The 23,515-nt window shown below is 71.9% G+C and carries 23 protein-coding genes and 1 riboswitch; of the genes, 13 read left to right on the top strand and 10 right to left on the bottom strand.

Annotated features, from left to right (window positions below; translation table 11 throughout):
• Window positions 1-79: 79 nt before the first annotated feature.
• Window positions 80-270: riboswitch (cobalamin riboswitch) on the top strand.
• Window positions 271-331: 61 nt separating this feature from the next.
• The 3 genes from OG936_RS01335 (at window position 332) to OG936_RS01325 (ending at window position 3,350) form a co-directional block, all read left to right on the top strand.
• A complete protein-coding gene (locus tag OG936_RS01335) occupies window positions 332-1,372 on the top strand; it encodes an ABC transporter substrate-binding protein (RefSeq protein ID WP_406491919.1) in 1,041 nt (346 codons plus the stop codon).
• A 161-nt stretch (window positions 1,373-1,533) separates the two neighbouring features.
• Entirely contained in the window at window positions 1,534-2,568 is a 1,035-nt protein-coding gene (locus OG936_RS01330) for a FecCD family ABC transporter permease (RefSeq protein WP_406500290.1), read from the top strand.
• Entirely contained in the window at window positions 2,565-3,350 is a 786-nt protein-coding gene (locus OG936_RS01325; RefSeq protein WP_406491917.1) for an ABC transporter ATP-binding protein, read from the top strand. Before OG936_RS01330 ends, OG936_RS01325 begins: the two co-directional genes overlap by 4 nt.
• Before the next feature lie 84 nt (window positions 3,351-3,434).
• Here OG936_RS01325 and OG936_RS01320 read toward each other — a convergent pair whose 3' ends face one another.
• Window positions 3,435-4,466: a DUF2382 domain-containing protein gene (locus OG936_RS01320; RefSeq protein ID WP_406491916.1), complete on the bottom strand. Its 1,032-nt coding sequence runs from the start codon at window positions 4,464-4,466 to the stop codon at window positions 3,435-3,437.
• Between the two features lie 775 nt (window positions 4,467-5,241).
• Between OG936_RS01320 and OG936_RS01315 the strand changes: the two genes are divergently transcribed.
• A complete protein-coding gene (locus OG936_RS01315; protein ID WP_406491915.1) occupies window positions 5,242-5,949 on the top strand; it encodes an adenosylcobinamide amidohydrolase in 708 nt (235 codons plus the stop codon).
• A gap of 52 nt (window positions 5,950-6,001) precedes the next feature.
• On the top strand, window positions 6,002-6,910 hold the full coding sequence (locus OG936_RS01310; RefSeq protein WP_406491913.1) for an NAD(P)-dependent oxidoreductase: 909 nt from the start codon (window positions 6,002-6,004) through the stop codon (window positions 6,908-6,910).
• Window positions 6,911-7,057: 147 nt separating this feature from the next.
• Here the strand turns inward: OG936_RS01310 and OG936_RS01305 are convergent, their stop codons facing one another.
• The 3 genes from OG936_RS01305 to OG936_RS01295 all read right to left on the bottom strand — a co-directional run bounded on the left by OG936_RS01305 (window position 7,058) and on the right by OG936_RS01295 (window position 8,634).
• A complete protein-coding gene (locus OG936_RS01305) occupies window positions 7,058-8,032 on the bottom strand; it encodes an RNA polymerase sigma factor SigF (RefSeq protein ID WP_406491911.1) in 975 nt (324 codons plus the stop codon).
• Window positions 8,033-8,347: 315 nt separating this feature from the next.
• On the bottom strand, window positions 8,348-8,524 hold the full coding sequence (locus OG936_RS01300) for a hypothetical protein (protein WP_406491910.1): 177 nt from the start codon (window positions 8,522-8,524) through the stop codon (window positions 8,348-8,350).
• 14 nt (window positions 8,525-8,538) lie between these two features.
• Window positions 8,539-8,634, bottom strand: a complete 96-nt coding sequence (locus OG936_RS01295; protein WP_406491908.1) for a hypothetical protein — start codon at window positions 8,632-8,634, stop codon at window positions 8,539-8,541.
• Window positions 8,635-8,884: 250 nt separating this feature from the next.
• Between OG936_RS01295 and OG936_RS01290 the strand changes: the two genes are divergently transcribed.
• The 5 genes from OG936_RS01290 to OG936_RS01270 all read left to right on the top strand — a co-directional run bounded on the left by OG936_RS01290 (window position 8,885) and on the right by OG936_RS01270 (window position 13,455).
• Window positions 8,885-9,703 carry a hypothetical protein gene (locus tag OG936_RS01290; protein ID WP_406491907.1) on the top strand — a complete coding sequence of 273 codons (819 nt, stop codon included), beginning with the start codon at window positions 8,885-8,887 and terminating at the stop codon, window positions 9,701-9,703.
• A gap of 150 nt (window positions 9,704-9,853) precedes the next feature.
• A complete protein-coding gene (locus OG936_RS01285; RefSeq protein WP_406491905.1) occupies window positions 9,854-10,591 on the top strand; it encodes an SAM-dependent methyltransferase in 738 nt (245 codons plus the stop codon).
• An 87-nt stretch (window positions 10,592-10,678) separates the two neighbouring features.
• On the top strand, window positions 10,679-11,578 hold the full coding sequence (locus OG936_RS01280; RefSeq protein ID WP_406491903.1) for a TIGR03619 family F420-dependent LLM class oxidoreductase: 900 nt from the start codon (window positions 10,679-10,681) through the stop codon (window positions 11,576-11,578).
• Between the two features lie 201 nt (window positions 11,579-11,779).
• The gene (locus tag OG936_RS01275) at window positions 11,780-12,700 is read left to right on the top strand and encodes an NADP-dependent oxidoreductase (protein ID WP_406491901.1); all 921 of its coding nucleotides are present in this window, start codon (window positions 11,780-11,782) and stop codon (window positions 12,698-12,700) included.
• Window positions 12,697-13,455, top strand: coding sequence for a GNAT family N-acetyltransferase (locus OG936_RS01270; RefSeq protein WP_406491900.1), 759 nt, complete (start codon window positions 12,697-12,699; stop codon window positions 13,453-13,455). The genes OG936_RS01275 and OG936_RS01270 overlap by 4 nt, the downstream gene beginning before the upstream one ends.
• A 557-nt stretch (window positions 13,456-14,012) precedes the next feature.
• On the opposite strand, the gene OG936_RS01265 is transcribed toward OG936_RS01270, so the two are convergent.
• Window positions 14,013-14,615 carry a phosphatase PAP2 family protein gene (locus OG936_RS01265; RefSeq protein ID WP_406491898.1) on the bottom strand — a complete coding sequence of 201 codons (603 nt, stop codon included), beginning with the start codon at window positions 14,613-14,615 and terminating at the stop codon, window positions 14,013-14,015.
• Window positions 14,615-15,283, bottom strand: coding sequence for a DedA family protein (locus OG936_RS01260; protein WP_406491896.1), 669 nt, complete (start codon window positions 15,281-15,283; stop codon window positions 14,615-14,617). The genes OG936_RS01265 and OG936_RS01260 overlap by 1 nt, the downstream gene beginning before the upstream one ends.
• A 115-nt stretch (window positions 15,284-15,398) precedes the next feature.
• On the opposite strand from OG936_RS01260, the gene OG936_RS01255 reads away from it, so the two are divergent.
• Complete coding sequence (locus tag OG936_RS01255) at window positions 15,399-15,848, top strand: BlaI/MecI/CopY family transcriptional regulator (RefSeq protein WP_266744465.1); 450 nt, start codon at window positions 15,399-15,401, stop codon at window positions 15,846-15,848.
• On the top strand, window positions 15,845-16,783 hold the full coding sequence (locus OG936_RS01250) for a M56 family metallopeptidase (protein ID WP_406491894.1): 939 nt from the start codon (window positions 15,845-15,847) through the stop codon (window positions 16,781-16,783). The genes OG936_RS01255 and OG936_RS01250 overlap by 4 nt, the downstream gene beginning before the upstream one ends.
• Window positions 16,784-16,857: 74 nt before the next feature.
• Here OG936_RS01250 and OG936_RS01245 read toward each other — a convergent pair whose 3' ends face one another.
• On the bottom strand, window positions 16,858-17,385 hold the full coding sequence (locus tag OG936_RS01245) for an NUDIX domain-containing protein (protein WP_406491893.1): 528 nt from the start codon (window positions 17,383-17,385) through the stop codon (window positions 16,858-16,860).
• 315 nt (window positions 17,386-17,700) lie between these two features.
• On the opposite strand from OG936_RS01245, the gene OG936_RS01240 reads away from it, so the two are divergent.
• On the top strand, window positions 17,701-21,129 hold the full coding sequence (locus OG936_RS01240) for a phosphodiester glycosidase family protein (RefSeq protein ID WP_406500289.1): 3,429 nt from the start codon (window positions 17,701-17,703) through the stop codon (window positions 21,127-21,129).
• A 149-nt stretch (window positions 21,130-21,278) separates the two neighbouring features.
• Here OG936_RS01240 and OG936_RS01235 read toward each other — a convergent pair whose 3' ends face one another.
• From OG936_RS01235 to dhaK, 3 genes are read right to left on the bottom strand one after another with little or no spacing between them, the layout of a single operon-like run.
• Window positions 21,279-21,689, bottom strand: a complete 411-nt coding sequence (locus tag OG936_RS01235) for a PTS-dependent dihydroxyacetone kinase phosphotransferase subunit DhaM (protein ID WP_406491892.1) — start codon at window positions 21,687-21,689, stop codon at window positions 21,279-21,281.
• The gene (gene dhaL / locus OG936_RS01230; protein WP_406491891.1) at window positions 21,686-22,300 is read right to left on the bottom strand and encodes a dihydroxyacetone kinase subunit DhaL; all 615 of its coding nucleotides are present in this window, start codon (window positions 22,298-22,300) and stop codon (window positions 21,686-21,688) included. The genes OG936_RS01235 and dhaL overlap by 4 nt, the downstream gene beginning before the upstream one ends.
• 21 nt (window positions 22,301-22,321) lie before the next feature.
• The gene (gene dhaK, locus OG936_RS01225) at window positions 22,322-23,314 is read right to left on the bottom strand and encodes a dihydroxyacetone kinase subunit DhaK (protein ID WP_266744460.1); all 993 of its coding nucleotides are present in this window, start codon (window positions 23,312-23,314) and stop codon (window positions 22,322-22,324) included.
• Window positions 23,315-23,515: the final 201 nt, after the last annotated feature.

Genomic DNA, 23,515 nt, shown 5'->3' with positions numbered 1-23,515 from the left:
GCATCAGGCAGGTGGTGCGACGGGGAGCACAGCCCGGCGTACCACCGGCCACACCGCCCATGAACTGCGCAGATGCGCGTGATAGCTTGCCAGGGCCAGTCGAACTCCACGTAGGGGTCAGGGAATCCGGTGAGAATCCGGAACTGACGCGCAGCGGTGAGGGGGACGGGCGGGGCCACGGCCACTGGGAACCACCCTCGGGTGTCCTGGGAAGGCGTCCCGTCCGACAGAACCCGAGTCCGAAGACCTGCTGGCGGCTGCGACCCGCTACCGGGCGCAGAACTCCGTACAACGGGCTCCGCGCATGGGCCCAGAGACGCAGAGGGACTCCGTGCCGTCCATAGCCAGCCCCGTCCGCACCATCGCCCTGCTCACGGCGGGACTCGTCCTGCTGACCGCCTGCGGCGGCGGAACGAGCAACTCCGCCGCGAAGTCCGGCTCCGCCGACGGATATCCCGTGACGCTGAAGAACTGCGGACGCACCGTCACCGTCGAATCCCCGCCGCGCCGCGCCGTCTCCGTCGACCAGGGGTCGACGGAGATCCTGCTGTCGCTCGGCCTCGCCGACCGGCTGGCCGCCACTGCGACCTGGACCGACCCGGTGATGAAGGGCCTGGAGAAGGCCAATGCCGAGGTCCCCAGGATCGCCGACAACCGGCCCTCGTCGGAGAAGGTCCTCGACCAGGAGCCCGACTTCATCAGCGCGTCGTTCGAATCGACCCTCGCCAAGGGTGGCGTCGCCCCCCGCGAACAGTTCGAGGAACTCGGCGTACCCACCTACGTCTCGCCCGCCGACTGCACCGGCAAGGACAACAGCGGCGGCGGCGACGGAGCCCGTACCGAGCCACTGACCATGGACAGCGTCTACGGCGAAGTGCGCGACCTGGCAAGGGTGTTCGGCGTGCAGGAGCGCGGCGACACGCTCGTGGCGCGGCTGCGGGCCCGGGTGCAGAAGGCGACCGGGTCCATCGACGCCTCGGGTGCCACCCTCCTCTACTGGTTCTCCGACTCCAAGGCCCCTTACCTGGCCGGCTGTTGCGGAGCACCCGGCATCATCACCGGGGAACTCGGCGCGAAGAACGTCTTCGACGACACACACGAGGAATGGCCGCAGATCAGCTGGGAGACCGTTGCCGACCGCAACCCCGACGTCCTGGTCATCGGCGATCTGACCCGCAAGGCACAGACCGCCGAGAGCGCCACGAAGAAGATCGAATTCCTGGAGTCCAACCCCGTCACGAAGAACATGGACGCCGTCAGGCACAAGCGGTACATCCTGCTGAGCGGCCAGGCCATGAACCCGTCCATCCGGACGGTCGAGGGTGTGGAACGCGTCGCCGCCGGGCTGCGCACGTTCGGGCTCGCGGGGTGACGGACACCGGGCGGACCACGGCGGCGGACGAGCGACGCGCCTGCGAACCGACCGCGCGCGGCGGGGACGGTGTACGGAAGCTGCGCGGCGGGGACGAGACACGAAAGCTGCGCGGCGGGGACGGTGTACGGAAGCTGCGCGGCGGGGACGAGACACGAAAGCTGCGTGGCGGGGACGGTGTACGGAAGCTGCGTGGCGGGATCCTGTGGGCCTGCGGCGTCGCGCTGCTCGTGCTGTCCGTCGCGGTCGCCGTCACCATCGGCCCCGCCCGAATCTCCGTCGCCGACGTCTGGTCCACGGTGGCCGCCCACCTCGGCTGGGGCCGGACGCGGCTCACCCCGATCCGGGACGGCATCATCTGGAACCTGCGCATGCCGCGCACCCTGCTCGCAGCGGTGTGCGGCGCCGGGCTCGCGGTGTGCGGCACCGTCATGCAGTCCCTGCTCCGCAACCCGCTCGCCGACCCGTTCGTCCTCGGCGTCTCCTCCGGTGCGTCGACCGGCGCGGTCGTGGTCGTCGTCCTCGGGGCCGGTGGGGGAGTGGTGTCGCTCTCGGCCGGCGCGTTCATCGGCGCACTGTGCTCGTTCGCCCTGGTTCTGCTGCTGAGCCACACCCTGGGCGGCACGACCGACCGGGTCGTTCTCTCCGGTGTGGCCGCCATGCAGCTGTTCTCCGCGCTCACCTCCTTCGTGGTGATGACTTCCGCCGATGCCGAGCAGACCCGTGGGGTGCTGTTCTGGCTGCTCGGCTCGCTCAGCGGGGTCGGCTGGACCGATGTGTGGGTCTGTTCCGCCGTTCTCGTCCTGACGCTGCTGGTCTGCCTCGGACACGCCCGTACGCTCGACGCCTTCGCGTTCGGCGTGGACGCCGCCGCCGCGCTCGGCGTCCAGGTCGCCCGCACCCGGATCGTGCTGCTCTGCACGACCGCGCTGCTGACCGCCGCGCTCGTCAGCTCGGCGGGCGCCGTCGGCTTCGTCGGACTGGTACTGCCGCACGCCGCCCGGGCACTCGCCGGCTCCGGGCACCGGCGGCTGCTGCCGGTCACCGCACTGGCCGGAGCCGTGTTCCTGGTCTGGGTCGACACGCTCGCCAGGACGGTCCTCGATCCGCAGGAGGTGCCGGTGGGTGTCGTCACCGCGCTCATCGGCGTGCCCGCGTTCGTCCTGGTCCTGTACCGCACCCGGAGGATCACATGACGGGGGGAGCGACGGACGGGCTGCGTGCCGAGCGGGTCGGACGGGCGGCGGGCGGCCGCCTCGTCCTCGACGGGGTCCACCTCGCCCCGCCGCCCGGCGCGACCGTCGGGCTGATCGGGCCGAACGGCTCCGGCAAGTCCACCCTGCTGCGGGTGCTCGCCGGGGTGCTCGCCCCGGAGACGGGCGTGGTCACCCTCGACGGCCGGCGGCTCGACGAGATCGGCCGCCGGACCGTGGCCCAGCGAGTCGCCGTGGTCGACCAGCATGCCGTCACCCAGGTCGAGTTGAGCGTCCTGGACGTCGTGCGCCTCGGGCGCGTCCCGCACCGCAGGGCCTGGTCGGCGCCCGGCCGGGCGGACGACGACGCGGTGCGCGAGGCCCTCGAGCGGACCGGTCTCGCCGACCGGGCCGGCCAGTCCTGGCACACCCTCTCCGGAGGCGAGCGGCAACGCGTCCAGATCGCGCGCGCACTGGCTCAGCAACCACGTGAACTGCTCCTCGACGAGCCGACGAACCACCTCGACATCCAGCACCAGCTGGAACTGCTGTCACTGATCACCTCGCTGCCCCTCACCTGCGTGATCGCACTGCACGACCTCAACCTGGCCGCGATGTTCTGCGACCGGATCGTCGTCCTGGAGGAGGGACGTGTGGTGGCCGCCGGAAGCCCCACCGAAGTGATCACCGAGGAACTCATCGCCGACGTCTACCGGGTGCGGGCGCTGGTCACTCCGGACGGCCCCGACGGGCGGCCCACGGTGCGCTTCCTGCCGGAGCCCTGACGGCGAGAGAGCGGGCCCCGGCACCTCACGGGGCCCGCCCCTCACTCGCGTTCTCGTGCGGCTGTCGGCCGCTCTGCGCGGGGGTCAGTGGCGGCGCCCTCGGCCGGACTCGCCACCCATGCCCTTGCCTCCGATGTCTCCGCCCCCGATGCTCTTGTCGTCCGCGTAGTCGATCTGTTCCTTGCGGAGTTCGGCGGACACCTCCTTCTGCTCGGTCACCTTCTTGGTCTCCATGCGCACCCGCTCGACCGGCACGGTCTCCTTGCGCGTGGTGGCGCGCTCGGCGTGCAGGGTCACCTCGACATCCTGCTCGCGGATGTCCGTGGGCCCCGTCGCCCTGTCGCCGGGCCGCAGCGGTTCACGGATGACCCGTACCTCTTCGTGCATCACCGGCACCGTCCTGGTCACGTTCTCGGTGACGACGTACTTGTGCAGGCGTGCCTTGCCGCTCTCGTACTCCTCGGTGCCGACGAGCAGTTGCTCCTCGCAGCGGATCAACTCCTCCTTGCCGCCGAGGTCCGCGGCGGTCCGCTCGGCACCCGCCCCGGCGCCGACGAGGGGCCGGGCCGTGCCGGCCGTCCCGGTGTCGCGGTGCCTGCCCGGACCCGTACCGGTTCCCGCGCCGGCCATGCCGGTCGTGCCCGACGTGGTGGTGCGGGAGGCGTCCGTGCCGGAGGCGGAGGTGCCGGCCGCGCCCATGGCTCCGGTGCCGGCGGCTCCCGCCGCGCCCGCGGCCGTGGTGCCGGTCCCGGACGTCGTGGTGCCGGACCGTCCGCCGAGCCGGGTGGTGGTGTTCCTGGCGAGGCCGTAATGGCGGTAGAGCTCCTCCTCCTCCGCCACGGACAGATGCGCGTCCGCGTCCACCCGTGGGGCTTCCTTGACGCGGTCCTTCGGATGCGTGATGTGCAGGTCGGAGCCCACGCGACGGGCCCCGGCGAGCGGCACGAAACTCTCCTTCATGCCGAACAGGCCGGTTTTCACCGTGATCCAGTCCGGGCGGCCGGTGTTGTCGTCGATGTACACCCGGCCCACACTGCCGATCTTCTCGCCCGCGGTGTCGTACACCGTCAGGCCGTCGAGCTCTCCGGAATCCGTGAAACCGTCAGCGGCTCCCATGGCCGATCCCTCCTCGCCCGGGCGCGTCCTGTGGCTGGATCCATCAGGGGAGGCGCGTCCGATTTCCATCGCGCCTCACCCGGATGGACGCTGCAACCTCCCCGGCTGCGCAGTCCCGCCGTCACATGTGCGGCGCTTGGGCAATGGCCGCCCGTCACGCCGGTGCGGACGCCCCCCTTCCGTTAGGCCAATCGGGTGAGGCGTGAAGGGTGTGCGCCCTGTGCGTGAACTCCTGACCGCGCGAAGAACGCACGCGCTCCGGCGGTACGCCTTCGCACCGGCGCCACCGCTGTGACCTGTCCCCCCACCGCCTGTGAGCAGCACACTCGTGCCGCGGAGGCGAATTCGCGGGAAACCCTTGACGCCCGCTGGGGGCACCGGCATCCCTTCGCCGGAGAACGCATTGGCGTTGCGTTTTCCGCACCGGCAGAGGGATGACATGGACGAAGGAGGGCCGTCCCATGACGGAGCACGGCAAGGACACCGGCACCCCGGCCGAACGGAACCCGGGCCCCTTGCGTCCTGCAGACCGCGACGACCGCACCCGCCGATACCGCCCCGGACCCTGCCTCGCCGCCGGGCCCCGACGTCGATGACACCCGCTCGCATCCCGCATCCCGCTGGGCTTCCTGCGCCGGATGGGCTCCGTGCACCGACAGAACCTCGCCCAGGGCGCCATCTCCGCCGCCACCTTCGCCTCCGAGAACGCACTGCTGACCGCATATGATCGACCGGCTCAGGGTCCGTCCCGCCATGATCCGCCGGGCAGACCCTGGTGCCGACCGTCGTCCTGCCGCGCCACCGGAGGTGCCCCATCAGTTCCGTACGTATCCGGCTGCCCCAACAACGCGGCGAACTGCTGACCCGGCGCGAGGACGGGGAGGACCTGCACCATCTGGTGTGGCGGCTGGGGCACGGATGGCGGGTGTGCAGCAGTGCCGTGCTCGGCGGCGGCATCGGCCCGCGCGACTGGATCCTCAACGCCCAGGTGCCCGGAGGCTATCCGCGCATGGACCCCGACCGCCACCTCGCCCTGATCGCCGCCGCGGAACACCTCACGGGACCCGGTGCCGGGCTGATGACGGCCGCCGATGTCACCGCGTACACGGTCGCCGACGACGAGGGCGTCACGGCCACCGCCACCTGCGGACTCGGCGTACGCGGCTGGGCGGCCACCCCCGCCGAGGGCACCGGCGGCCCGCCTCGGCCCGGCACGGTCAACATCGTCGTCACATTCCCCGTGCCGCTCTCCGACGCCGCACTCGTCAACGCCGTCGCCACGGCCACCGAGGCCAAGGTCCAGGCACTCCTCGACGCGGGACTCGACTGCTCGGGCACCCCCACCGACGCCGTCTGCGTCGCCGCCCCCTCGCCGGGGCCGGGCCTCGGCGAACCCTTCGCGGGACCACGTTCGCGCTGGGGCGCGCGACTCGCCAGGGCCGTGCACGCTGCCGTACTCGACGGTGCGCTGCGGCAATCCTGAGAACCACCGCGCCGCGAGCCGACCGGAGTGCGGCCGATCAAGGGAGTCCCTCATGTCCTCAAGCGCTGCCAACGCCACCTCGCAGCGGCCGACCGTCGCCGTCCTCGGAACCGGGATCATGGGGTCCGGCATGGCCCGGAGCCTGCTGCGGGCCGGACTCGACGTCCGGGCCTGGAACCGGACACAGGCCAAGGCGGCCCCGCTCGCCGCCGACGGCGCCACGGTCACCAGGACGGCGGACGAAGCAGTGCGCGGCGCCGACGTCATCCTCACCATGCTCAACGACGGCCCCGCCGTCGCCGCCACGCTCGCCGCCGCGGCGCCGGGGCTCCACACCGACCAGGTGCTGCTCCAGAGCTCGACCGTCGGTTTCGAGGCCACCGCCGATCTCGCCCGGCGCGCCGCGGACCTGGGTCTGGTCTACCTCGACGCGCCGGTCTCCGGCACCAAACAGCCTGCGGAACAGGGCGCGTTGACGGTCTTCGTCTCCGGCCCCAGCACCGTCCGGGCGACGGTGGACCCCGTGCTGGAAGCGATCGGGCAGCGCACGGTCTGGGTCGCCGAGGTCCCCGGAGCGGCGTCGCGGCTGAAACTCGTGGTCAACACCTGGGTGATCAACCTGGTCAACAACATCGCGGAATGCCTCAACCTCGCCGAGGGCCTGGAGATCGACCCGCAGACCTTTCTCGACGTCATGAAGGGCGGCCCGCTGGACTCCCCGTACCTCCAGGGCAAGTCCGCCGCCGTCCTCTCCGGCGACCTCACCCCCAGCTTCACCCTGTCCACCGCGCTCAAGGACACCCGCCTCATCCTGGACGCGGCGGAGAAGTCGGGGGTGCGGCTGGACCTGGTCGCGGCGTCGGCCGGCCGATTCACCCGCGCCGAGGCGGCAGGGCACGGTGGCGAGGACATGATCGCCACCTACTACGCGGGCCGCGCCCCGGAGAAGGAGAGCGACTGAGCCCGTCGGCCGGTCCTCCGGGTGCCGGAGCGATCCGCTCCGGCACCGCAGGCCCCCGCGAGGCCGCCGGACCACCCGCACCTCGTGCCGGACCACGGCGTCGAACAGGTTGAACAGGTCGAACAAGTGGCCACGAGATCGCCGGGATCACTCCTCGACGAACATTCCGCTGCGGAGCTTGTGCAGAATCCTGTTGATCAGCCGGGACACATGCATCTGCGAGATGCCGAGCTCCGCGCCGATCCGGGACTGTGTCATCTCCTGACCGAAACGCATGTCGACGATGCGGCGCTCACGCTCGTCCAGACCACCCAGCAGCGGCGCCAGCGCATGCAGGTTCTCCACTGTCTCCATGGCGGGATCCGGACCGCCCAGGACGTCGGCGAAGGTGCGGCCCGCCGTATTGCGCCGACTCGCGTCGGCCGGATCGGCCGGCATGTCCAGCGAACCCGCCGTGTATCCGTTGGCCGCCACGATGCCCTCGGTGACCTCTCCCTCGCTCAGCCCCAACTGCTCGGCGAGTTCCGGGACGGTGGGCTCGCGGTCGAGGTCCGTGGTCAGGCACTCCTTGGTCCTGGCGATGTCGGCCCGCAACTCCTGAAGCCGGCGCGGGACATGCACCGCCCAGCTGGTGTCGCGGAAGAATCGTTTGATCTCGCCGGTGATGTACGGGACCGCGAACGAGGTGAACTCGACCTCGCGGGAGAGATCGAACCGGTCGATGGCCTTGATCAGCCCGATGGTGCCGACCTGGACGATGTCCTCCATGTCGCCGCTGCCCCGGCTCCGGAACCGCCCGGCGGCGAACCGGACGAGGGAGAGGTTCATCTCGATGAGGGTGTTGCGCGCGTACTGGTGGGCCGGGGTCCCCTCCTCCAGGGCCCGCAGACGTTCGAAGAACAGCCTGGACAACTCCCGCGCGTCGCAAGGCGCGACCTTTCCCGCGTCCTCGATCCACGGCAGGCTGCCGCTGTCCGCGGCAGCCTCCGCGAACCCCGCCATCTCCGTCGGCTCCACGGCAACCACCCCGTACCTTCCGGTTCCTGTCGGCATGTCGGCCCGCGTCGACCGTGCGCCCTCCGCCCGCTCCGCACCGGCGGTCCGCGCAGTGTGCGCCGTCATCTCGTCACGCTCCCCTGGTCGTAGGCCATGAGGTACATGCGTCTGCCCCGGCGGGAGGTTCCCATGCGGAAAAGGGGAAGTTGATCAGGTCACACCGCAGTATTGGCCGGGAAGCGCCGTGATCGGCCGTCGTGTTCGTACGGAGGTCGGACGGGCCGGGCAGCGGAACCGCCCCACCGGTACGGGGGAGCCCGGTGGGGCGGTCGTCTCCAGACTGCCACAGCCGACGGCGCAATGGGGTCAACCTTCGTATATCCAGCGGTAGTTGAGTCGAAGCCGATGGCGGCCCGACTCGGGGCCGCTGCCCGGACGGGGTCAGTGGCGCGGGTAGCCGACGATGGTGTGCGTGACCGCGGGGGAGTCCTCGGTCGCGTAGTAGTGACTGCTGAGGGCCTCGCGCAGGGCCGAGCCCACGGTACGGAGCGGATTGAGTGAGGAGTACGGGCGGCTGTTGACGAGGAGTCCGCCCGCGGTCGTCGTCCACGCGATCACCGGGTCCGGCGCCTTCAGCCGGATCGTCTGGCCTCGATGGACGCCACCACGTCGTCCGCGGTGAACGGGGTGCCGTCGGTGAAAGTGACACCGCGGCGCGGCCTGTACACGTACGTCCTGGCATCGGGCTGCTCCCAGGGCGATGCCAGGACGGGCTTCAGCTTCCCGGATGGCCGACCGAGGGCAGCGACTCCTGGGCCGGCACCGCCACCAGGTGGTTGAGCCCAATGTATGTCCGGAGGGTGGACACCGGGGTGGGGTATATCGCTCTGACGGGCAGAAATTGGGTGGTCGTATCCGGACGGGGCCGGTGCTGGGATCATGAGGAGAGCGGGGGAAGAAGCGACCAAGGGGGGCGTGATGATTTCCGAGCCGGAAATGGCGGGCGAGCCGGGCAGAGTCGGGGACAGCGAGGCGCGGGACGGGGGCAGGGGTGGGGCCGGCGAGGTGCTGGACGCCTTCGGTCAGGGGCACATGGGCTTCGGCCAGGGGCGCATGGGGGAGCCGTGGCCGCGCAGGCCGTGGCGGTGGGCGCTGGGCGGAGCCGTGGTGGCTTCACTCGTGTGGATGGTGGCGCTGCTCCTGTTCCCATGGGGTGACCGGCAACCGGACATGCACGGATACCGGTTGAACGAGGCCCCCTGTGCGACGCTGCCACTGAAGGCACTCGGTACGGCGATCGCGCCGAGAGGGCCCACGGGCGAGGCGGGATCAACGGGCAGGGCGGATTCAGGGGTTCTGAACGACCCGGCGCTGGATCAGGCCAGCTGTTTCATCGCCCTTCGATCCGCCGCCGGGCCGGAGCGTTCCACCAAGGGCTGGTCCATCGGCTACACCGTCGGCGTCAGGATGGAACTGCACAAGAAGACCGACCCCGCTGCCGAGTTCGAGGCGAAGCGCGGGGTGACCGAGTTCGGCGCCGATCCCGGCGTGAAGGTGGAGGCGGTCGCGGACCTCGGCGACAAGGCGTATCTGCTGACTTCGGACAACGGCATCGCGGAACTGCGCGTACTGGAGGGCGGCGCGGTCCTCTCACTGGCTCTCTACTCCTCCCTGCAGAACGAGGAAAGCCTCGACGGACCCCCGATGGGTGACGGATCGGACCTCCCCGATCTCTCCCCGTACCAGTCCGCGATGATCAGCGACATGCGCGACCTCATGGACGGCCTCAAGCGCTGACGGTGACCCAGGAGTTGGGGCGATCACTCCCGCATCCGCTCCCGCGCCGTGCCGGGAGCGGCGGGAGCGGCGGGAGCGGCGGGAGCGGGCAGCGGCCGGCACCGGCAAAAAAGACGTGCGTACGGCCTTCGGTGCTGTCAGGCTGCGCCGGTGAACCGTGAAGAGATTTCCAGGCTTGCCCATGCCGAACACCCGATCAAGTCCCCGCTCGACGACGAATCGGTGCGACAACTCCTGGCGCACGGCGCCCCGCGCGGGGACGAGCGGGTGCTCGACCTGGGCTGCGGCGGCGGAGAGTGGCTGCTGCGTGCCCTGACCGCGCACCCACGGCTGTTCGCCGAAGGCGTCGACACCTCCGAGGACGCTCTTCGGCAGGCCCGAGAGGCCGCGAGCCGTCTCGGCGTCCAGGAACGCCTCGCACTGCACCACGAGGATGCCGCGCAGTTCCGATCCGCACACTCGTTCGACCTGGTGTTCAGTGTCGGGGCCGCGCATGCCTTCGGCGGACTGCTGCCCACGCTCGCGGCGGCGCGCACACATCTGGCTCCGGGTGGACGCGTCCTGATCGGTGACGGCTTCTGGGAACGTGAGCCGTCGCAGGAGGCCATCGAGATGCTCGGCGACTTCGCCGACCTCGCGACCACCCTGGACCACGTCGCCGCCGACGGGTGGACTCCGGTCCTCGGTCACGTCAGCACGCGCCGCGAACTGGACGACTACGAGTGGTCCTGCTGGGGGTCGCTCGCCTCCTGGGCCCTGGACCACCCCGACCACCCGGACAGCCCGCAGGTGCTGGAGACGGCCGCGGTCCGCCGCACCGAATGGCTGCGTGTCTACCGGGACACCTTGGGCTTCGTCACTCTGGTCCTGCGACGTACAGCCGACTGAGCCACGGCAGGTCGCCGGGATCTTCCAGGCTTGCCCGGTGACTTGCCGTCAAGAAGGTTCGCCTAGGCTCTTGTTGTGAAATTCGGCGTGAACATACTCAATTTCGGTGTCGGCACCACCCCGGCAAGCCTCCTCCAACAGGCTGTGGACGCACGTGAGTTGGGGTACTCCTTCGCGATGATCTCCGATCACATCGCGGTCACCCCCGATGTGCACGAGACGTATCCGGCCCCGTTCTACGACCAGTTCGTGCTCGCCGCGCACATCGCCGGACGGGTACCCGGTCTGGCGCTCGGTACGACCGTCACCGTCATCCCGTACCGTCACCCGCTGCAGACGGCCCGGCTCGCCGCCAATATCGACAACCTGAACGCCGACGGGTTCATCCTCGGTGCGGGGATCGGCTGGTCCGGGGCCGAGTACGACGCGCTGGGCGTGCCCTTCGCCGAGCGGGGGCGCATCACCGATGAATATCTGGCCGCGATCCGGGCCGCCTGGGCCGAGGACCCCGTGACGTTCCGGGGCGACTACGTCTCGTACCAAGGCGTACGGACCGCGCCCGCGCCGGCCTCCGCTCCCGGCCTGCCCGTCTGGGTCGGTGGCAATTCGGCCGCCGCCCAGCGCCGCGCCGCCCGGCTCGGCGAGGGCTGGCACCCGTACCGGCTGCCGCTCGACGCGATCCGGGCCGGGCTGCCGTTGATCACCGAGGAGGCCGAACGCGGGCAGCGCCCCGTTCCCGCGCTCGTGCCCCGGCTGCAGATCCGCGTCACCGACGCCCTCCTCAGCGGTGAACGCCCCGCCGGGCATGGCACGATCGACCGGATCCGGGCCGATCTGGCGGAGCTCGGCGAGCTGGGCGCCACCCATGTGCTGCTCGACGTCAACCCGGACACACCATCGGAGCGCGGCACCGCGGGCGACGACCGGAGGCTTCTCGAACTGCTGGTGAACAAGGTCGTGGACCCGGTCACGGGTGGAGTCCGCTGAGCTTCGTGGGAGAGGTGGGAGACGTGAGAGACCGTACGGAGGCCGTCGCGGCGGGCATTGCGGTCCGATGAATGCCCCGGCGGTCCGGGAATACGCGCACGCGGAGGCGCCTTCCTGCTGCTGTGACGAGCGGTGACCGGCGCGGCCCCGGGCGCCGTGCAGGGTCACGGCCACGAACATGGATCAGGAGAGAGGAAGCTCATGCCCAAGGCGTACGTGTTCACCCGCAACGGCGGACCGGAGGTCGAGGCCCTCGTCGAACAGGATGTGCCGGTGCCCGGTCCCGGCGAACTGCTCGTCGCCGTCCGGGCGGCCGGGGTCAACCCGGTCGACTGGAAGCTGCGTACGGGGTACATCAGGCCCGGCAGCGAGCCGCAGCCGTTTCCCACCGTGTTCGGCAGCGAGGCGGCCGGAGTCGTCGAGGGCGTGGGCCCGGACGTCGAAGGATTCGCGGTCGGCGACGAGGTCTTCGGCAATCCGGTGACCGGCGGCTACGCCCAGTACACGCTGCTTCCCGTCGCCGTGACCGCGCACAAGCCGGCCGGTCTGTCGTTCGCCGACGCGGCTGTGCTGCCGGTCGCCGCTGCCACCGCGTACGACGGTGTGCGCCAGCTCGATCCCGCCCCCGGCTCGACCCTGCTGATCACCGGGGCCGGAGGCGGGGTCGGCGTCTTCGCGGTTCAGCTCGCCCGCCACGCCGGTGTCCACGTCGTCGCCGCCGCGAGCGCGGCCAAGAAGGACTTCGTCGAGTCGCTCGGCGCGGTGCACGTCGAATCCGGCCCCGGTCTCGCCGACCGGGTGCGGGCGGCGGCGCCCGACGGCGTCGACGCGATCTTCGACCTGGTCGGCGGCGACACCCTCAGGAGCGTGGCCCCGCTCCTCGCCGACCCGGCGAGGCTGATCAGCGCCGGGGGCAAGCCACTGGCGGTGGAGCTCGGAGGGGCGGCCGTCGCCCGCGCCCGCACCGCGGCCGTCCTCGAAAAGGTGGCGAACCTCGTCGTCACCGGAGTCCTGCAGACGCAGGTGACCGCGACCTTCCCGCTCTCCGGGGCGGGAGAAGCACTGCGCTCCGTGGAGAGCGGACACGCGCGCGGGAAGACCGTGATCAAGGTGGCCGCGTGAGCGCTCCGCGTGCCGCCGCCGGTGACGCGCACCCGCTGGACAACCCGGTCCGCGCCGCGCTGACCGGTGCGCACGCCCACTTCGCCGAGCACCGCGGCCGCGTCCTGCGCTACCCGGCGGACGTGGCCCCCTGGGTCGCGGTCCCGGACCCGACCCGGGCCGCGGACTGGGCCGACGCTGCGGCCCTCGCCGGCCCCGGCGGCGCGGTCACCCTCACCGCGTTCCGGGAGCCGCCACCGGCCGGCTGGGAGATCACCTTCCACGCCGAGGGCGTCCAGCTCGTCGACGCCGGGGTCGCGGCGGCCCCGTTTCCGCAGGCCGTGCGGCTGGGCCCCGCCGATGTACCCGAGATGCTCGACCTGGTCGCCCGCACCCGGCCGGGGCCGTTCCTGCCCCGTACGGTCGAGCTCGGCACCTACCTCGGCGTCCGGCGTGAAGGGGTGCTCGTCGCGATGGCGGGCGAGCGTCTGCGCCCACCGGGCTGGAGCGAGATCAGCGGCGTCTGCACGGACGAGTCCGTGCGCGGCCAAGGGCTCGGTACCGGGCTCGTCCTCGCGGTCGCCCACGAGATCAGGGAGCGCGGCGAAACACCGTTCCTGCACGCCTCCGCCGCCAACACCAACGCCGTCCGGCTCTACGAATCGCTGGGATTCGTGCTTCGCCGCCGGACATCCTTCCTCTCGGCTCTCGTACCGGAGCACCCGCCGGCCCGTCTGCCGGGGTCCGGCGGTGTCCGTACGGCAGCCGTGCGGTGAGCTCCGGCAGGGGACCTGCGGTCCTGGACTTTCGGCTCGGGACTTTCGGGCCGAAGGTCCACCGGCCGCCTCCCGTCGCGGCAGGCCGGCCGTCAGCGCGGACGTCGTCGCGTGCCCGGAGGGGAAGGCGAAGCCGGATGCATGCGTGGCCCAGTCGCCCAGCGGCGGGTGGGGCCGGGCGATCAGCTCCATGAGACCGTAGCGGACACCCTGTGCGAGCAGCAGGAAGGCCAGGGCGCCCACCGCGTACTCCAGCCGCCGACGGGTGTCACGGCCCGCGATCAGCCCGGCGATCACCGCCGCCGCGTACGGGACCACTCCGGTGCCGGTCGTCGTGACGGCCCGAGCGGCCGCCACGAGGCCCGACGGCCGGTGCCGCAGCGACCAGTCATGGGCGGCCCGGTCCAGGGCGGGCGGGGAGCCGTGCCGGGCGGCCAGGACGAGAGCCGCCAGCCCGACGAGTCCGAGCAGCCCGATAAGAACGGCTCCCAGCGGTGCACGGAGCCCCGAGCCCATGGGTCCGGACCGGCCACGCGCGAGCGTCGAAGCGCCCTCGGTCACCGGTTCGCAACCAGGGGACGCAGTGGGCTTTCGCGCAGCCGGACCACCACCGGGGCACAGTGCCGCGCCGCGATCGTCAACGGCCAGGCGACGAGCGCGCCCGTGACCAGCCCGATCAGCACATCGTGGGGGTAGTGCACACCGATCCACACGCGGGACGCCGCCATCAGCAGAGCGGCGGGCACCGCGATCGCCCCGAGTCTGCGATCGGTCAGCCAGATGGCCATCGCGGCGGCCGCCGCGATGGCGGCGTGGTTGCTGGGGAAGGACCAGTCACCGAGCGCCGGACAGGCCTCCACCGTGACGACATGCAGGGTCTGGCACGGCCGCTGCTCATGGAAGGCCGACTTCACGAGGTCGTTGACGATGTACGCGGCCACCACGACGAGCGGGGTGCAGAGCGCCATGGCGGTACGGGCGGGGCCCGAGGAGCGCGAGCGCCACCAGGACATGACCATCAGCACGGCGAACAGGGCCAGTCCGTAATCCGACCAGACGCGGATCGCGGAATCCAGCGCGGCGGGGGAGCGCTGGGCCAGCTCGGTGATCCAGGTGTACAGGCCACCGTCGATCGAGGTGGCCGTGGAGGCGAGTGGCATCAGCTGTTGTCTCCTTCTGCGGTGCGCCGGCCGCGGGAGCGGAGCAGTTCGGCGGCGAGGGGGATGAGGGAGACCACGACCACGACAGCGACGATCGGCAGCAGATAGCGGTCGACGTTGGGCACCGAGGAGCCCAGCCCGTACCCGGCGAGGACCAGCCCCACGGTCCAGACCACTCCGCCGACGACCTGCCACAGCGTGAACAGCCCGGCCGGGACGTTGAGCGCCCCGGCCAGCGGGTTGAGCACCGTGCGTACGACGGGTACGAAGCGGGCCAGCACGATCGCCCGGGCGTGGCCGTACCTGCCGAGCAGTTCCTCGGCTCGGGCGGCGCCCTCGTGCAGCCGCTTGGCGCGGCTGCGGGCGAGCAGGGCCCGGCCACCGCGGCGGCCGATCCAGTAGCCCGCCTGCGCGCCGAGCAGCGCGCCGGCCACGGCGGCGATCAGCACCTGCGGCAACGACAGCTCGACCGGCCCGTGGGTGCCCGACACGCAGAGGAGGCCCGCCGTGAAGAGCAGGGAATCGCCGGGCAGGAAGAAGCCGACGAGCAGTCCCGTCTCGGCGAAGAGCACGACGGCGATGCCGAGCGCACCGAACGCTCCGAGCAGTGAACCTGCGTCCAGCACGTTCACCGCTTGTGGCGCGGCCGCCAGTGAGAATACGGACACGGTGGAAGGTCTCCCATAATGGTGAGCGGGCGACCCGACGGAACGCCCGGACCGACTACAGTGATGTAGACGGTCTACGTCACTGTAGACGCCCGAAGGGGGGAGGAGAGTTCCCATGTCGCAGGTGAAGGGGATATCGAGCGGAGAACCCGCCCCCCGCCCGCACGATGACCCGGCACCGGAAGCCGGGCCGGAGCACCACACCTCATCGGAACGGCGCCCGTCCGGCGAGCTGGAATCCACGATCCTGGCGGCCCTGTGGGCGGCCGGCACGCCCCTGACCCCCGGCCAGGTGCAGGGCGCCATCGGGGCGGCGCTCGCCCGCACCACCGTCACGACGATCCTGTCGCGTCTCTACGAAAAGGGTACGGTCACCCGCACCCGGGCCGGCCGCGGATTCGCATACACCCCCACCGAGGACGCGCCGGGTCTGACCGCCCGCCGGATGCACAGCGAGCTGCGGAAGGAGGAGGACCGCAGCACGGTGCTGGCGCGATTCGTGTCACAACTCACCGATGAGGACGAGCAGCTGCTCCGGGACCTGCTCGACGGAGAAAACAGATGATCTACGCCGTGTGGGTTCCGCTGCTGATGCCCTTCGTCGCGGTACCCGCCGCGCGTCGCCTCGCGGACGCCCTGTCGCCGGTGCGTGCCGTACGGCTGCTCGCCTCGACGGGCATCGGCCTGGCCCTGTGCAGCCTGCTTGCCCTGGTCCTGCTGGTGGTGCCCGGCGCCACCCGGTTCTCCGCTGTCTCCGCCTTCGGTGAACTCGTCAGGCCGCTCTCCGACGCCGCTCCCGCCGTCGCCGTCCCCCTCGCGGCCGCCGCGCTGGCGCTGCTCGCGGGCTGCGCCGCCGCGGTCGCCCGCGCCGCCCACCGCCACTGGACGGAGCTGTACCGGGCGGCGCGGCCGTCCGAGCACACAGGCGGCGAGCTGGCCGTCCTGCGCGACAGCCGCGCCGACGCGTATGCGCTGCCCGGCCGTCCGGGCACGCCGGGCAGGATCGTCGTCACCACGGGAATGCTGCGCGCCCTGGACCCCGCAGAACGCGACGCCCTGCTGGCACACGAACGCGCCCATCTCACAGGCCGCCACCACCTCTTCATCGCAGCCGCCGAAATCGCGGCACTCTGCCACCCCGCACTGCGCTCCCTGCGCGCCCCCATGGGCTACGCCCTGGAGCGCTGCGCCGACGAGGCGGCGGCCTGTGCCGTCGGCGACCGACGGATCGCCGCCCGCGCCATCGGCCGCGCCGCCCTCGCCGCCCGCGCCGCCGAAGGAGCCCCGCAGCCCCGTCCCCGGACGGCGCTCGCCGCGGCGGCCGGCCCCGTACCGCGCCGCGTCGCCGCACTGCTCGGCCGGAACGCCCCGCGGCCCCGCGTCGGCCGGGTGGCGGCCGCCGCGCTGCTGGCCTGCCTGGTCCTCTCCGGAGCCGCCGCGCTCGACGCGACGAGCGATCTGCACAGCAGCATCGAGGCAGCTCAGGGCGCGCAGCACTGACGCCTGTGACCGCTGTGAGCCACGGCGGCGTCGAACCCCACCCGCACAGCCCGGAGATCAACCGCACAGCCCGCTCACGGCCCGTCCTGAGCGGGCGCCGCCCGCCCGTCCTCCATGTGCTCCCGCAGCCGGTCGAGGAAGACCCGCTGCCCCGTGACGAGCCGCTCCGCCGCCTCCTGGGGCGTGCACCAGGCGAACCGGTCGACCTCCGGGAACTCCCGCGGCACCCCGGACCCTCTCGGCCACTCCATGGTGAACGTCCCGGGAACGGCCGTCGCGGCATCGAGATCCGTCTCCAGCGCCCACACCGTCACGGTCTTGCCGCCGGACTGACGGGACTCACCGAGCGCCACCCACTCACCGTCCGGCGCCGCACGGCCGAACTCCTCCTCGAACTCACGGCGGGCCGCGGCCGCCGGCTCCTCGTCGGGGCCGTACTCACCCTTGGGGATCGACCACGCCGCGCTCTCCCGGCCCGCCCAGAACGGGCCACCCATATGCCCGATGAGCACCTCGAAACCGGCGCCGTCGTCCACGGCACCGGCCGGCCGGCGGAACAGCAGGAGACCCGCACTGCGCGTGCCGCGCTTCTGGGACGACATGCCGTCAAGTCTGCGGGCCGGCCGCGCACACCACCCCGGACGACACTCCTGCCTTGTTGATCATTTCCGTCATCGAGCCGACTTGCCCTGTTTCCCCCGAGGTTCCCGATGCCCCCTGGTGCGGGGCTGCGCGCGCGGCCATGCTGTCCGCCGACAGCGTGTACCGCCCGTGGAGCGGACCGGGCAACCAACTTGATTCCAGGAGGATTTGTGGCCCTCGGTATAGTCGGCAGGACGACCGGACCGCGTGCGAGAGCGGCGCGGCGGTACGGGACGCTCGCGCGACCGCTCGTGCTGCTGGCGACGGTGTCCGCGATGACGGTCGGCGCGATTTCTCCCGCGCTCGCCGATTCGACGCCCGACCCCCGTCCCCGTACCTCCGCCGACGCACTCCGACCGGTCGCCCCACCACCCGCGAGCAACCCGGCGGGAGAGCCCCGGTCCGTCGCGGACGGCGACGGCATCGAGACCGCCCGCACGTCGCGCCCGATCGCCCGGGGTGTCCGCCTCGACTCGTACGACCGGCTCGAATCCGACACGTGGCTGCGGGTCGACTCCCTCTCCGTCGACCTCGCGGGCACCGGCGTACAGGCCGACTACCTCTCCTCCGGGAAGGTCTCCGAACGGCACACGGTCTCCGAACTCGCCGCCGCCCACGACGCGGGCCGCGGCCGCCGCACCGTCGCCGCGATCAACGCCGACTTCTTCGACATCAACCAGACCGGCGCGCCCGAGGGCATCGGCGTCAAGGACGGGGCGATCGTCCAGTCGCCCGCTCCGGGAACCAACCGGGCCGTCGGCATCGGCCCCGACAGCGCCGGCCGCATCCTGAACCTGTACTTCGAGGGGACGCTCACCCTGCCCGCCGGGCAGCGGCCCCTCGCCGCGTACAACGCCGCCAATGTCCCGGCCGGGGGAGTCGGCGCGTACACCTCGGCCTGGGGAACCGCCGACCGCGCCCTGACCGTGGACAACGCGACCCCCGTCGCCGAAGCGGCCGTACGGGACGGCAAGGTCGTCTCCGTCTCGCACACCCCCGGATCAGGAGCCGTCCCCGACGGCACCACCGTCCTGATCGGCCGCGAGGCCGGGGCCGTCGCGCTCGACGCCCTGAAGCCCGGCGACCCGGTGTCCCTGACCTACCGGGCACGCACCGACAACGGAACCCTGCCGCGCACCGCTGTCGGCGGACGCGAACTCCTCGTCGTCGACGGAGTCGCGCAGAACCACGACGGCGAGGGCAACAACACCGCCGCGCCCCGCACCGCCGTCGGCTTCTCCAGGGACGGCCGGACCATGCAGATCCTCACCGTCGACGGGCGGCAGGCCGACAGCGGCGGCGTCACCCTCACCGAACTCGGGCTGATGATGCGGCGGGCCGGCTCGTACAGCGCACTCAACCTGGACGGCGGCGGCTCGTCGACCCTCGTCGCGCGCGAGCCCGGCAGCGACGCGCTCCGGGTGGAGAACAGCCCGTCCGACGGCAGCGAACGCACCGTACCCAACGGCCTCGCTCTCACCGCGCCCGACGGCAGCGGACGCCTCAAGGGATTCTGGGTCCAGCCGCGTACGCCCGCCGGTTCCGCACCAGGCGTCGACCCCGTCAAGGGCGGCCACCCCGACCGGGTCTTCCCCGGGCTCACCCGCCGCCTCACCGCGACCGGATACGACGAGACGTACGGCCCCGCCGACGGCGACCCGCGCTGGCGTACGGTACGCGGCTCCGTCGGCACCGTCGACGGCGACGGGCTCTTCACCGCGCGCCGCAGCGGCACCACCGACGTACGCGCCGAACACGGACCGGCGAACGGCGGCACGACCCTGACCGTCCTCGACGAACTGGCCCGGATCGAACCGACCACCCGGCGCGTGGGCCTCGCCGACGCCGAGGCCACCGGCACGTTCGGCATCGTCGGGCTCGACGCCCACGGCGCCGGCGCGCCCGTGGAACCGCGCGACGTCACCCTCGACTACGACCACGCGCTCTTCGACATCCGCGACGACGGTCAGGGCTCCTTCACCGTCACCTCACGCACCGGCGACGGCGCCGGACAGATCAAGGCGACCGTGGCCGGCACCACCACCGTCCTCGCCGTCAGCGTCGGCCTCACCGAGCAGGCCGTCTCCTCCTTCGACGACGCGGGCTCCTGGAAGTTCAGCCAGGCCCGCGCGAGCGGTTCGCTCGCCGCGACACCCGACGGCCACACCGGCACCGGACTGCGGCTCACCTACGACTTCACCCAGTCGACCGCGACCCGCGCCGCCTACGCGTCCCCGCCCCAGCCCGTCACCGTGCCCGGCCAGCCGCAGTCGTTCAAGCTGTGGATCAAGGGCGACGGCAAGGGCGCCTGGCCGACCCTGCACCTCAAGGACGCCGCGGGCTCCGACCAGTTGCTGCGTGGACCGTACGTCACCTGGACCGGCTGGCGGCAGATCACCTTCACCGTGCCGCCGGGAGCCGCCATGCCGCTCGCTGTGTCCCGCTTCTACCTCGCGGAGACCGCCGCCGCCCAGCAGTACACGGGTGAGATCGTCATCGACGAACTCACCGCCCAGGTGCCGCCCACCGTCGACCTTCCCGAACAGGCGGTCCCCGCGGACCCGTTGATCGACCCGGCGGCAGTGACCGGGCGCAGGGACTGGCAGTTCGCGGTGATGTCCGACGCCCAGTTCGTCGCCCGGGATCCGGACAGCGCCATCGTCACCCAGGCACGGCGCACCCTGCGCGAGATCAAGGCGGCCCACCCGGACTTCCTCGTGATCAACGGTGACCTCGTCGACGAGGGATCACCCGCGGACCTGGCCTTCGCCCACCGGATCCTCGACCAGGAACTCGGCGACTCGCTGCCCTGGTACTACGTACCGGGCAACCACGAGGTGATGGGCGGCAAAATTGACAACTTCATCACTGAATTCGGCCCCGCCCAGCGGACGTTCGACCACAAGGGCACCCGCTTCGTCACGCTCGACACCTCCGGCCTCAGCCTGCGCGGCGGGGGCTTCGCCCAGATCAAGCAGCTCCGCGCCCAGCTGGACGCGGCGGCGAACGACCGGACCGTCGACTCGGTCATGCTGATCGAGCACGTGCCGCCGCGCGACCCGACCGTCCAGAAGGGCAGCCAGCTCGGCGACCGCAAGGAGGCGGCCCTCGTCGAACAGTGGCTCGCCGACTTCCGCCGTACGACAGGCAAGGGCGCGGCCTTCATCGGCGGCCACGTCGGCGTCTTCCACGCCTCGCACGTCGACGGAGTGCCGTATCTGATCAACGGCAACTCCGGCAAGGCGCCGGCCGGTCCGGCCGACGAGGGTGGCTTCACCGGCTGGTCGCTGGTCGGCGCCGACCACATCACGCCCGGAGAACAGGCCGCAGCGCGGCAACGGCCGTGGCAGGGCGGGCCCGACTGGGTCTCCGTACAGACCCGAGCGCATGTCGACGCGCTGGAGATCGAGGCGCCGGCGGTGCTCGGCACCGGCAGTCGTACGAAGGTCACGGCGACCGTCACGCAGGGCGCCCGCAGGGTCCCGGTCGGCTTCCCGCTGGTCGCGGACTGGACCGGATCCCCGAACGTCCACATCGGCGACCGGGGCGACGCCCGCCACCGCCACACGGCGGTCCTCGACCCGTCCACCGGCACCCTCACCGCACTCCGGCCGGGCACGATCACGCTCGCCGTGACGGTCAACGGCACGACACAGCAGGCCCGGATCAGGATCGAGGCGGCCGCGACCGCGTCGGCGGCCTGACGGACCGAGGTCCCGTCCGGCGCGGATCCGGTCTCACCGACCGAGGACCCGTCCGGCGAATCGCGCCCGGACGACGGGCGTGAGGCCGCCCCGTACACCCACGGACAACGGGTGCGGGGCGGCCTCACGGACCGCGGGACTCCACCTGCCTACACCTTGCGATACTCGTACGCCTCCGAAGCCGCGGCCGCCACCGCAGCGATGTCGCCACCCGCCGACGCCGTGACCACGGCGGCCACCGCACCCTCCAGGAACGGCGCATCCACCAGACGTGAGCCGTCCGGCAGTTCGTCGCCCTCGGCCAGCATCGTCTTGACCGTGAGCACCGCGCTGCCCAGATCGACGAGCAACGCCACCCCCGCACCGCCGTCCACCGACCTGGCGGCCTCCGCGATCAGCTCCGCACTGGTCCCGAGCCCACCCGCGGGCGTACCACCGGCCGCGGCGACCGGGGCCGTCGATCCACCGGCGGCCAGCCCCCTGGCGAGCTCGGCGATGGACTCGGCCACCGGGCCGCTGTGCGAGACCAGCACGATCCCGACCTGCTTCCCGTCGCTCATGCCTCACCCCCGAGCACGCCGCCGGTCTCGGCCAGCGCGGCGATCAGCAGGGCGGAGGACGTCGCCCCCGGATCCTGATGCCCGATGCTGCGCTCGCCCAGATAGCTCGCCCTGCCCTTGCGGGCCAGGAGAGGAACCGTCGCCAGCGCCCCCGCCTCCGCCGCTTCCCGGGCCGCCCCGAACGAGGTCCCGAGCGCCTCGGCGGCCGGTAGCAGCGCATCGAGCATCGTCTTGTCCCCGGCCTGCGCCCCGCCCAGCTGGGCCACGGCCGCGACGCCCACCCCGAGCGCCTCGGCCAACTGCTGCGGCGTCACCGCGGGCGCGTCGCCCAGAGCCTTCCCCGTACGCCGCAGCAGCGTCCCGTACAACGGCCCCGCGGCCCCGCCGACCTTCGAGATCAACTGCCGTCCGGCGAGCGTCAGCACGGCCCCCGGGGTCTGCGGCCGCTCCTGGCCCAGGGTCTCGGTCACCGCGGCGAACCCGCGCTGCATGTTGCTGCCGTGATCGGCGTCCCCGATCGCCGAGTCGAGCTCGGTGAGGTGGTCCGCCTCACGATCCACGGCATTCGCGGCCGCGGTCATCCAACGGTGGAAGAAATCGGCGTCGAGCACGTGATCTCCTTGTCTGGCGGGTCAACGGCCCCAGCGCAGCGCCGGCGTCTCCACCGGCGCGTCCCAGAGGCGCAGCAGCTCCTCGTCCACCTGGCAGAGCGTCACCGAACAGCCCGCCATGTCGAGCGAGGTCACATAGTTCCCCACGAGCGTACGAGCCGTCACGACCCCCCGCTCGGACAGCACCCGCTGCACCTCGGCATTGAACCCGTACAGCTCCAGCAGCGGAGTCGCGCCCATCCCGTTGACCAGCACGATCACGGGTCCGCGTGGCTGCAGGTCCGCCAGCACCGCGTCCACCGCGAAGTCCGCGATCTCCCCGGACGTCATCATCGGACGCCGCTCCCGCCCCGGCTCGCCGTGGATCCCGATGCCCAGCTCCAGCTCGCCGGGCGGCAGATCGAAGGTCGGCGACCCCTTGGCGGGCGTGGTGACGGCGCTGAGCGCCACCCCGAAACTCCTCGACTCCTCGTTCACCTGCCGCGCGATGGCCGCCACCCGTTCCAGCGGCGCGCCCTCGTCGGCGGCGGCCCCAGCGATCTTCTCGACGAACAGGGTCGCGCCCGTGCCCCGCCGCCCCGCCGTGAACAGACTGTCGGTCACGGCCACGTCGTCATCGACGAGGACCTGGGTGACCCGAATGCCCTCGTCCTCGGCGAGCTCGGCGGCCATCTCGAAGTTCAGCACGTCGCCGGTGTAATTTTTGACGACGAACAGAACCCCGGCCCCGCTGTCGACTGCCGCTGCGGCCCGCACCATCTGATCCGGCACGGGCGAGGTGAACACCTCTCCCGGACACGCCGCCGAGAGCATCCCGGGTCCGACGAACCCGGCGTGCAACGGCTCGTGCCCGGACCCGCCCCCGGAGACCAGCGCCACCTTCCCGGCCACGGGCGCGTCACGTCGCAGTACGACACGGTTCCCGACATCCACGGTCAGCTCCGGATGGGCGGCGGCCATACCGCGCAGCGCGTCCGCGACAACGGTCTCCGGGACGTTGATGAGCATCCTCATAGGTATCTCCCAGGCAGGGTAGCAGGTGGGTTGTTGTCCTGCGTTTTCGCTGTTCAGAGTGAGTATGGGTAGATCGTGATCTTGGCTGTCCGTGGCGGTCGTGAGCGAGTTCTGGCGGTACTGATGCTGACTTAATGCTGACTTTGGTGACGGGCCGCCAGATTGGCCGGATGGCCGGGCGGGTCTCGGCTGACCTGCTCC

The organism is Streptomyces sp. NBC_00846, from assembly GCF_045207325.1.
Lineage (GTDB): Bacteria > Actinomycetota > Actinomycetes > Streptomycetales > Streptomycetaceae > Streptomyces.
The sequence above is the reverse complement of the archived record's forward strand: the minus strand, read 5'-3'. Positions and strand labels throughout refer to the sequence as shown.

Coding starts and splice junctions, on each gene's coding strand:
- OG936_RS01325 (WP_406491917.1), top strand. CDS start 2,565: ATGACGGGGGGAGCGACGGACGGGCTGCGTGCCGAGCGGGTCGGACGG.
- OG936_RS01320 (WP_406491916.1), bottom strand. CDS start 4,466: ATGGGAGCCGCTGACGGTTTCACGGATTCCGGAGAGCTCGACGGCCTG.
- OG936_RS01310 (WP_406491913.1), top strand. CDS start 6,002: ATGTCCTCAAGCGCTGCCAACGCCACCTCGCAGCGGCCGACCGTCGCC.
- OG936_RS01305 (WP_406491911.1), bottom strand. CDS start 8,032: ATGACGGCGCACACTGCGCGGACCGCCGGTGCGGAGCGGGCGGAGGGC.
- OG936_RS01290 (WP_406491907.1), top strand. CDS start 8,885: ATGATTTCCGAGCCGGAAATGGCGGGCGAGCCGGGCAGAGTCGGGGAC.
- OG936_RS01275 (WP_406491901.1), top strand. CDS start 11,780: ATGCCCAAGGCGTACGTGTTCACCCGCAACGGCGGACCGGAGGTCGAG.
- OG936_RS01265 (WP_406491898.1), bottom strand. CDS start 14,615: ATGCCACTCGCCTCCACGGCCACCTCGATCGACGGTGGCCTGTACACC.
- OG936_RS01255 (WP_266744465.1), top strand. CDS start 15,399: ATGTCGCAGGTGAAGGGGATATCGAGCGGAGAACCCGCCCCCCGCCCG.
- OG936_RS01250 (WP_406491894.1), top strand. CDS start 15,845: ATGATCTACGCCGTGTGGGTTCCGCTGCTGATGCCCTTCGTCGCGGTA.
- OG936_RS01245 (WP_406491893.1), bottom strand. CDS start 17,385: ATGTCGTCCCAGAAGCGCGGCACGCGCAGTGCGGGTCTCCTGCTGTTC.
- OG936_RS01240 (WP_406500289.1), top strand. CDS start 17,701: ATGACGGTCGGCGCGATTTCTCCCGCGCTCGCCGATTCGACGCCCGAC.
- OG936_RS01235 (WP_406491892.1), bottom strand. CDS start 21,689: ATGAGCGACGGGAAGCAGGTCGGGATCGTGCTGGTCTCGCACAGCGGC.
- dhaK (WP_266744460.1), bottom strand. CDS start 23,314: ATGAGGATGCTCATCAACGTCCCGGAGACCGTTGTCGCGGACGCGCTG.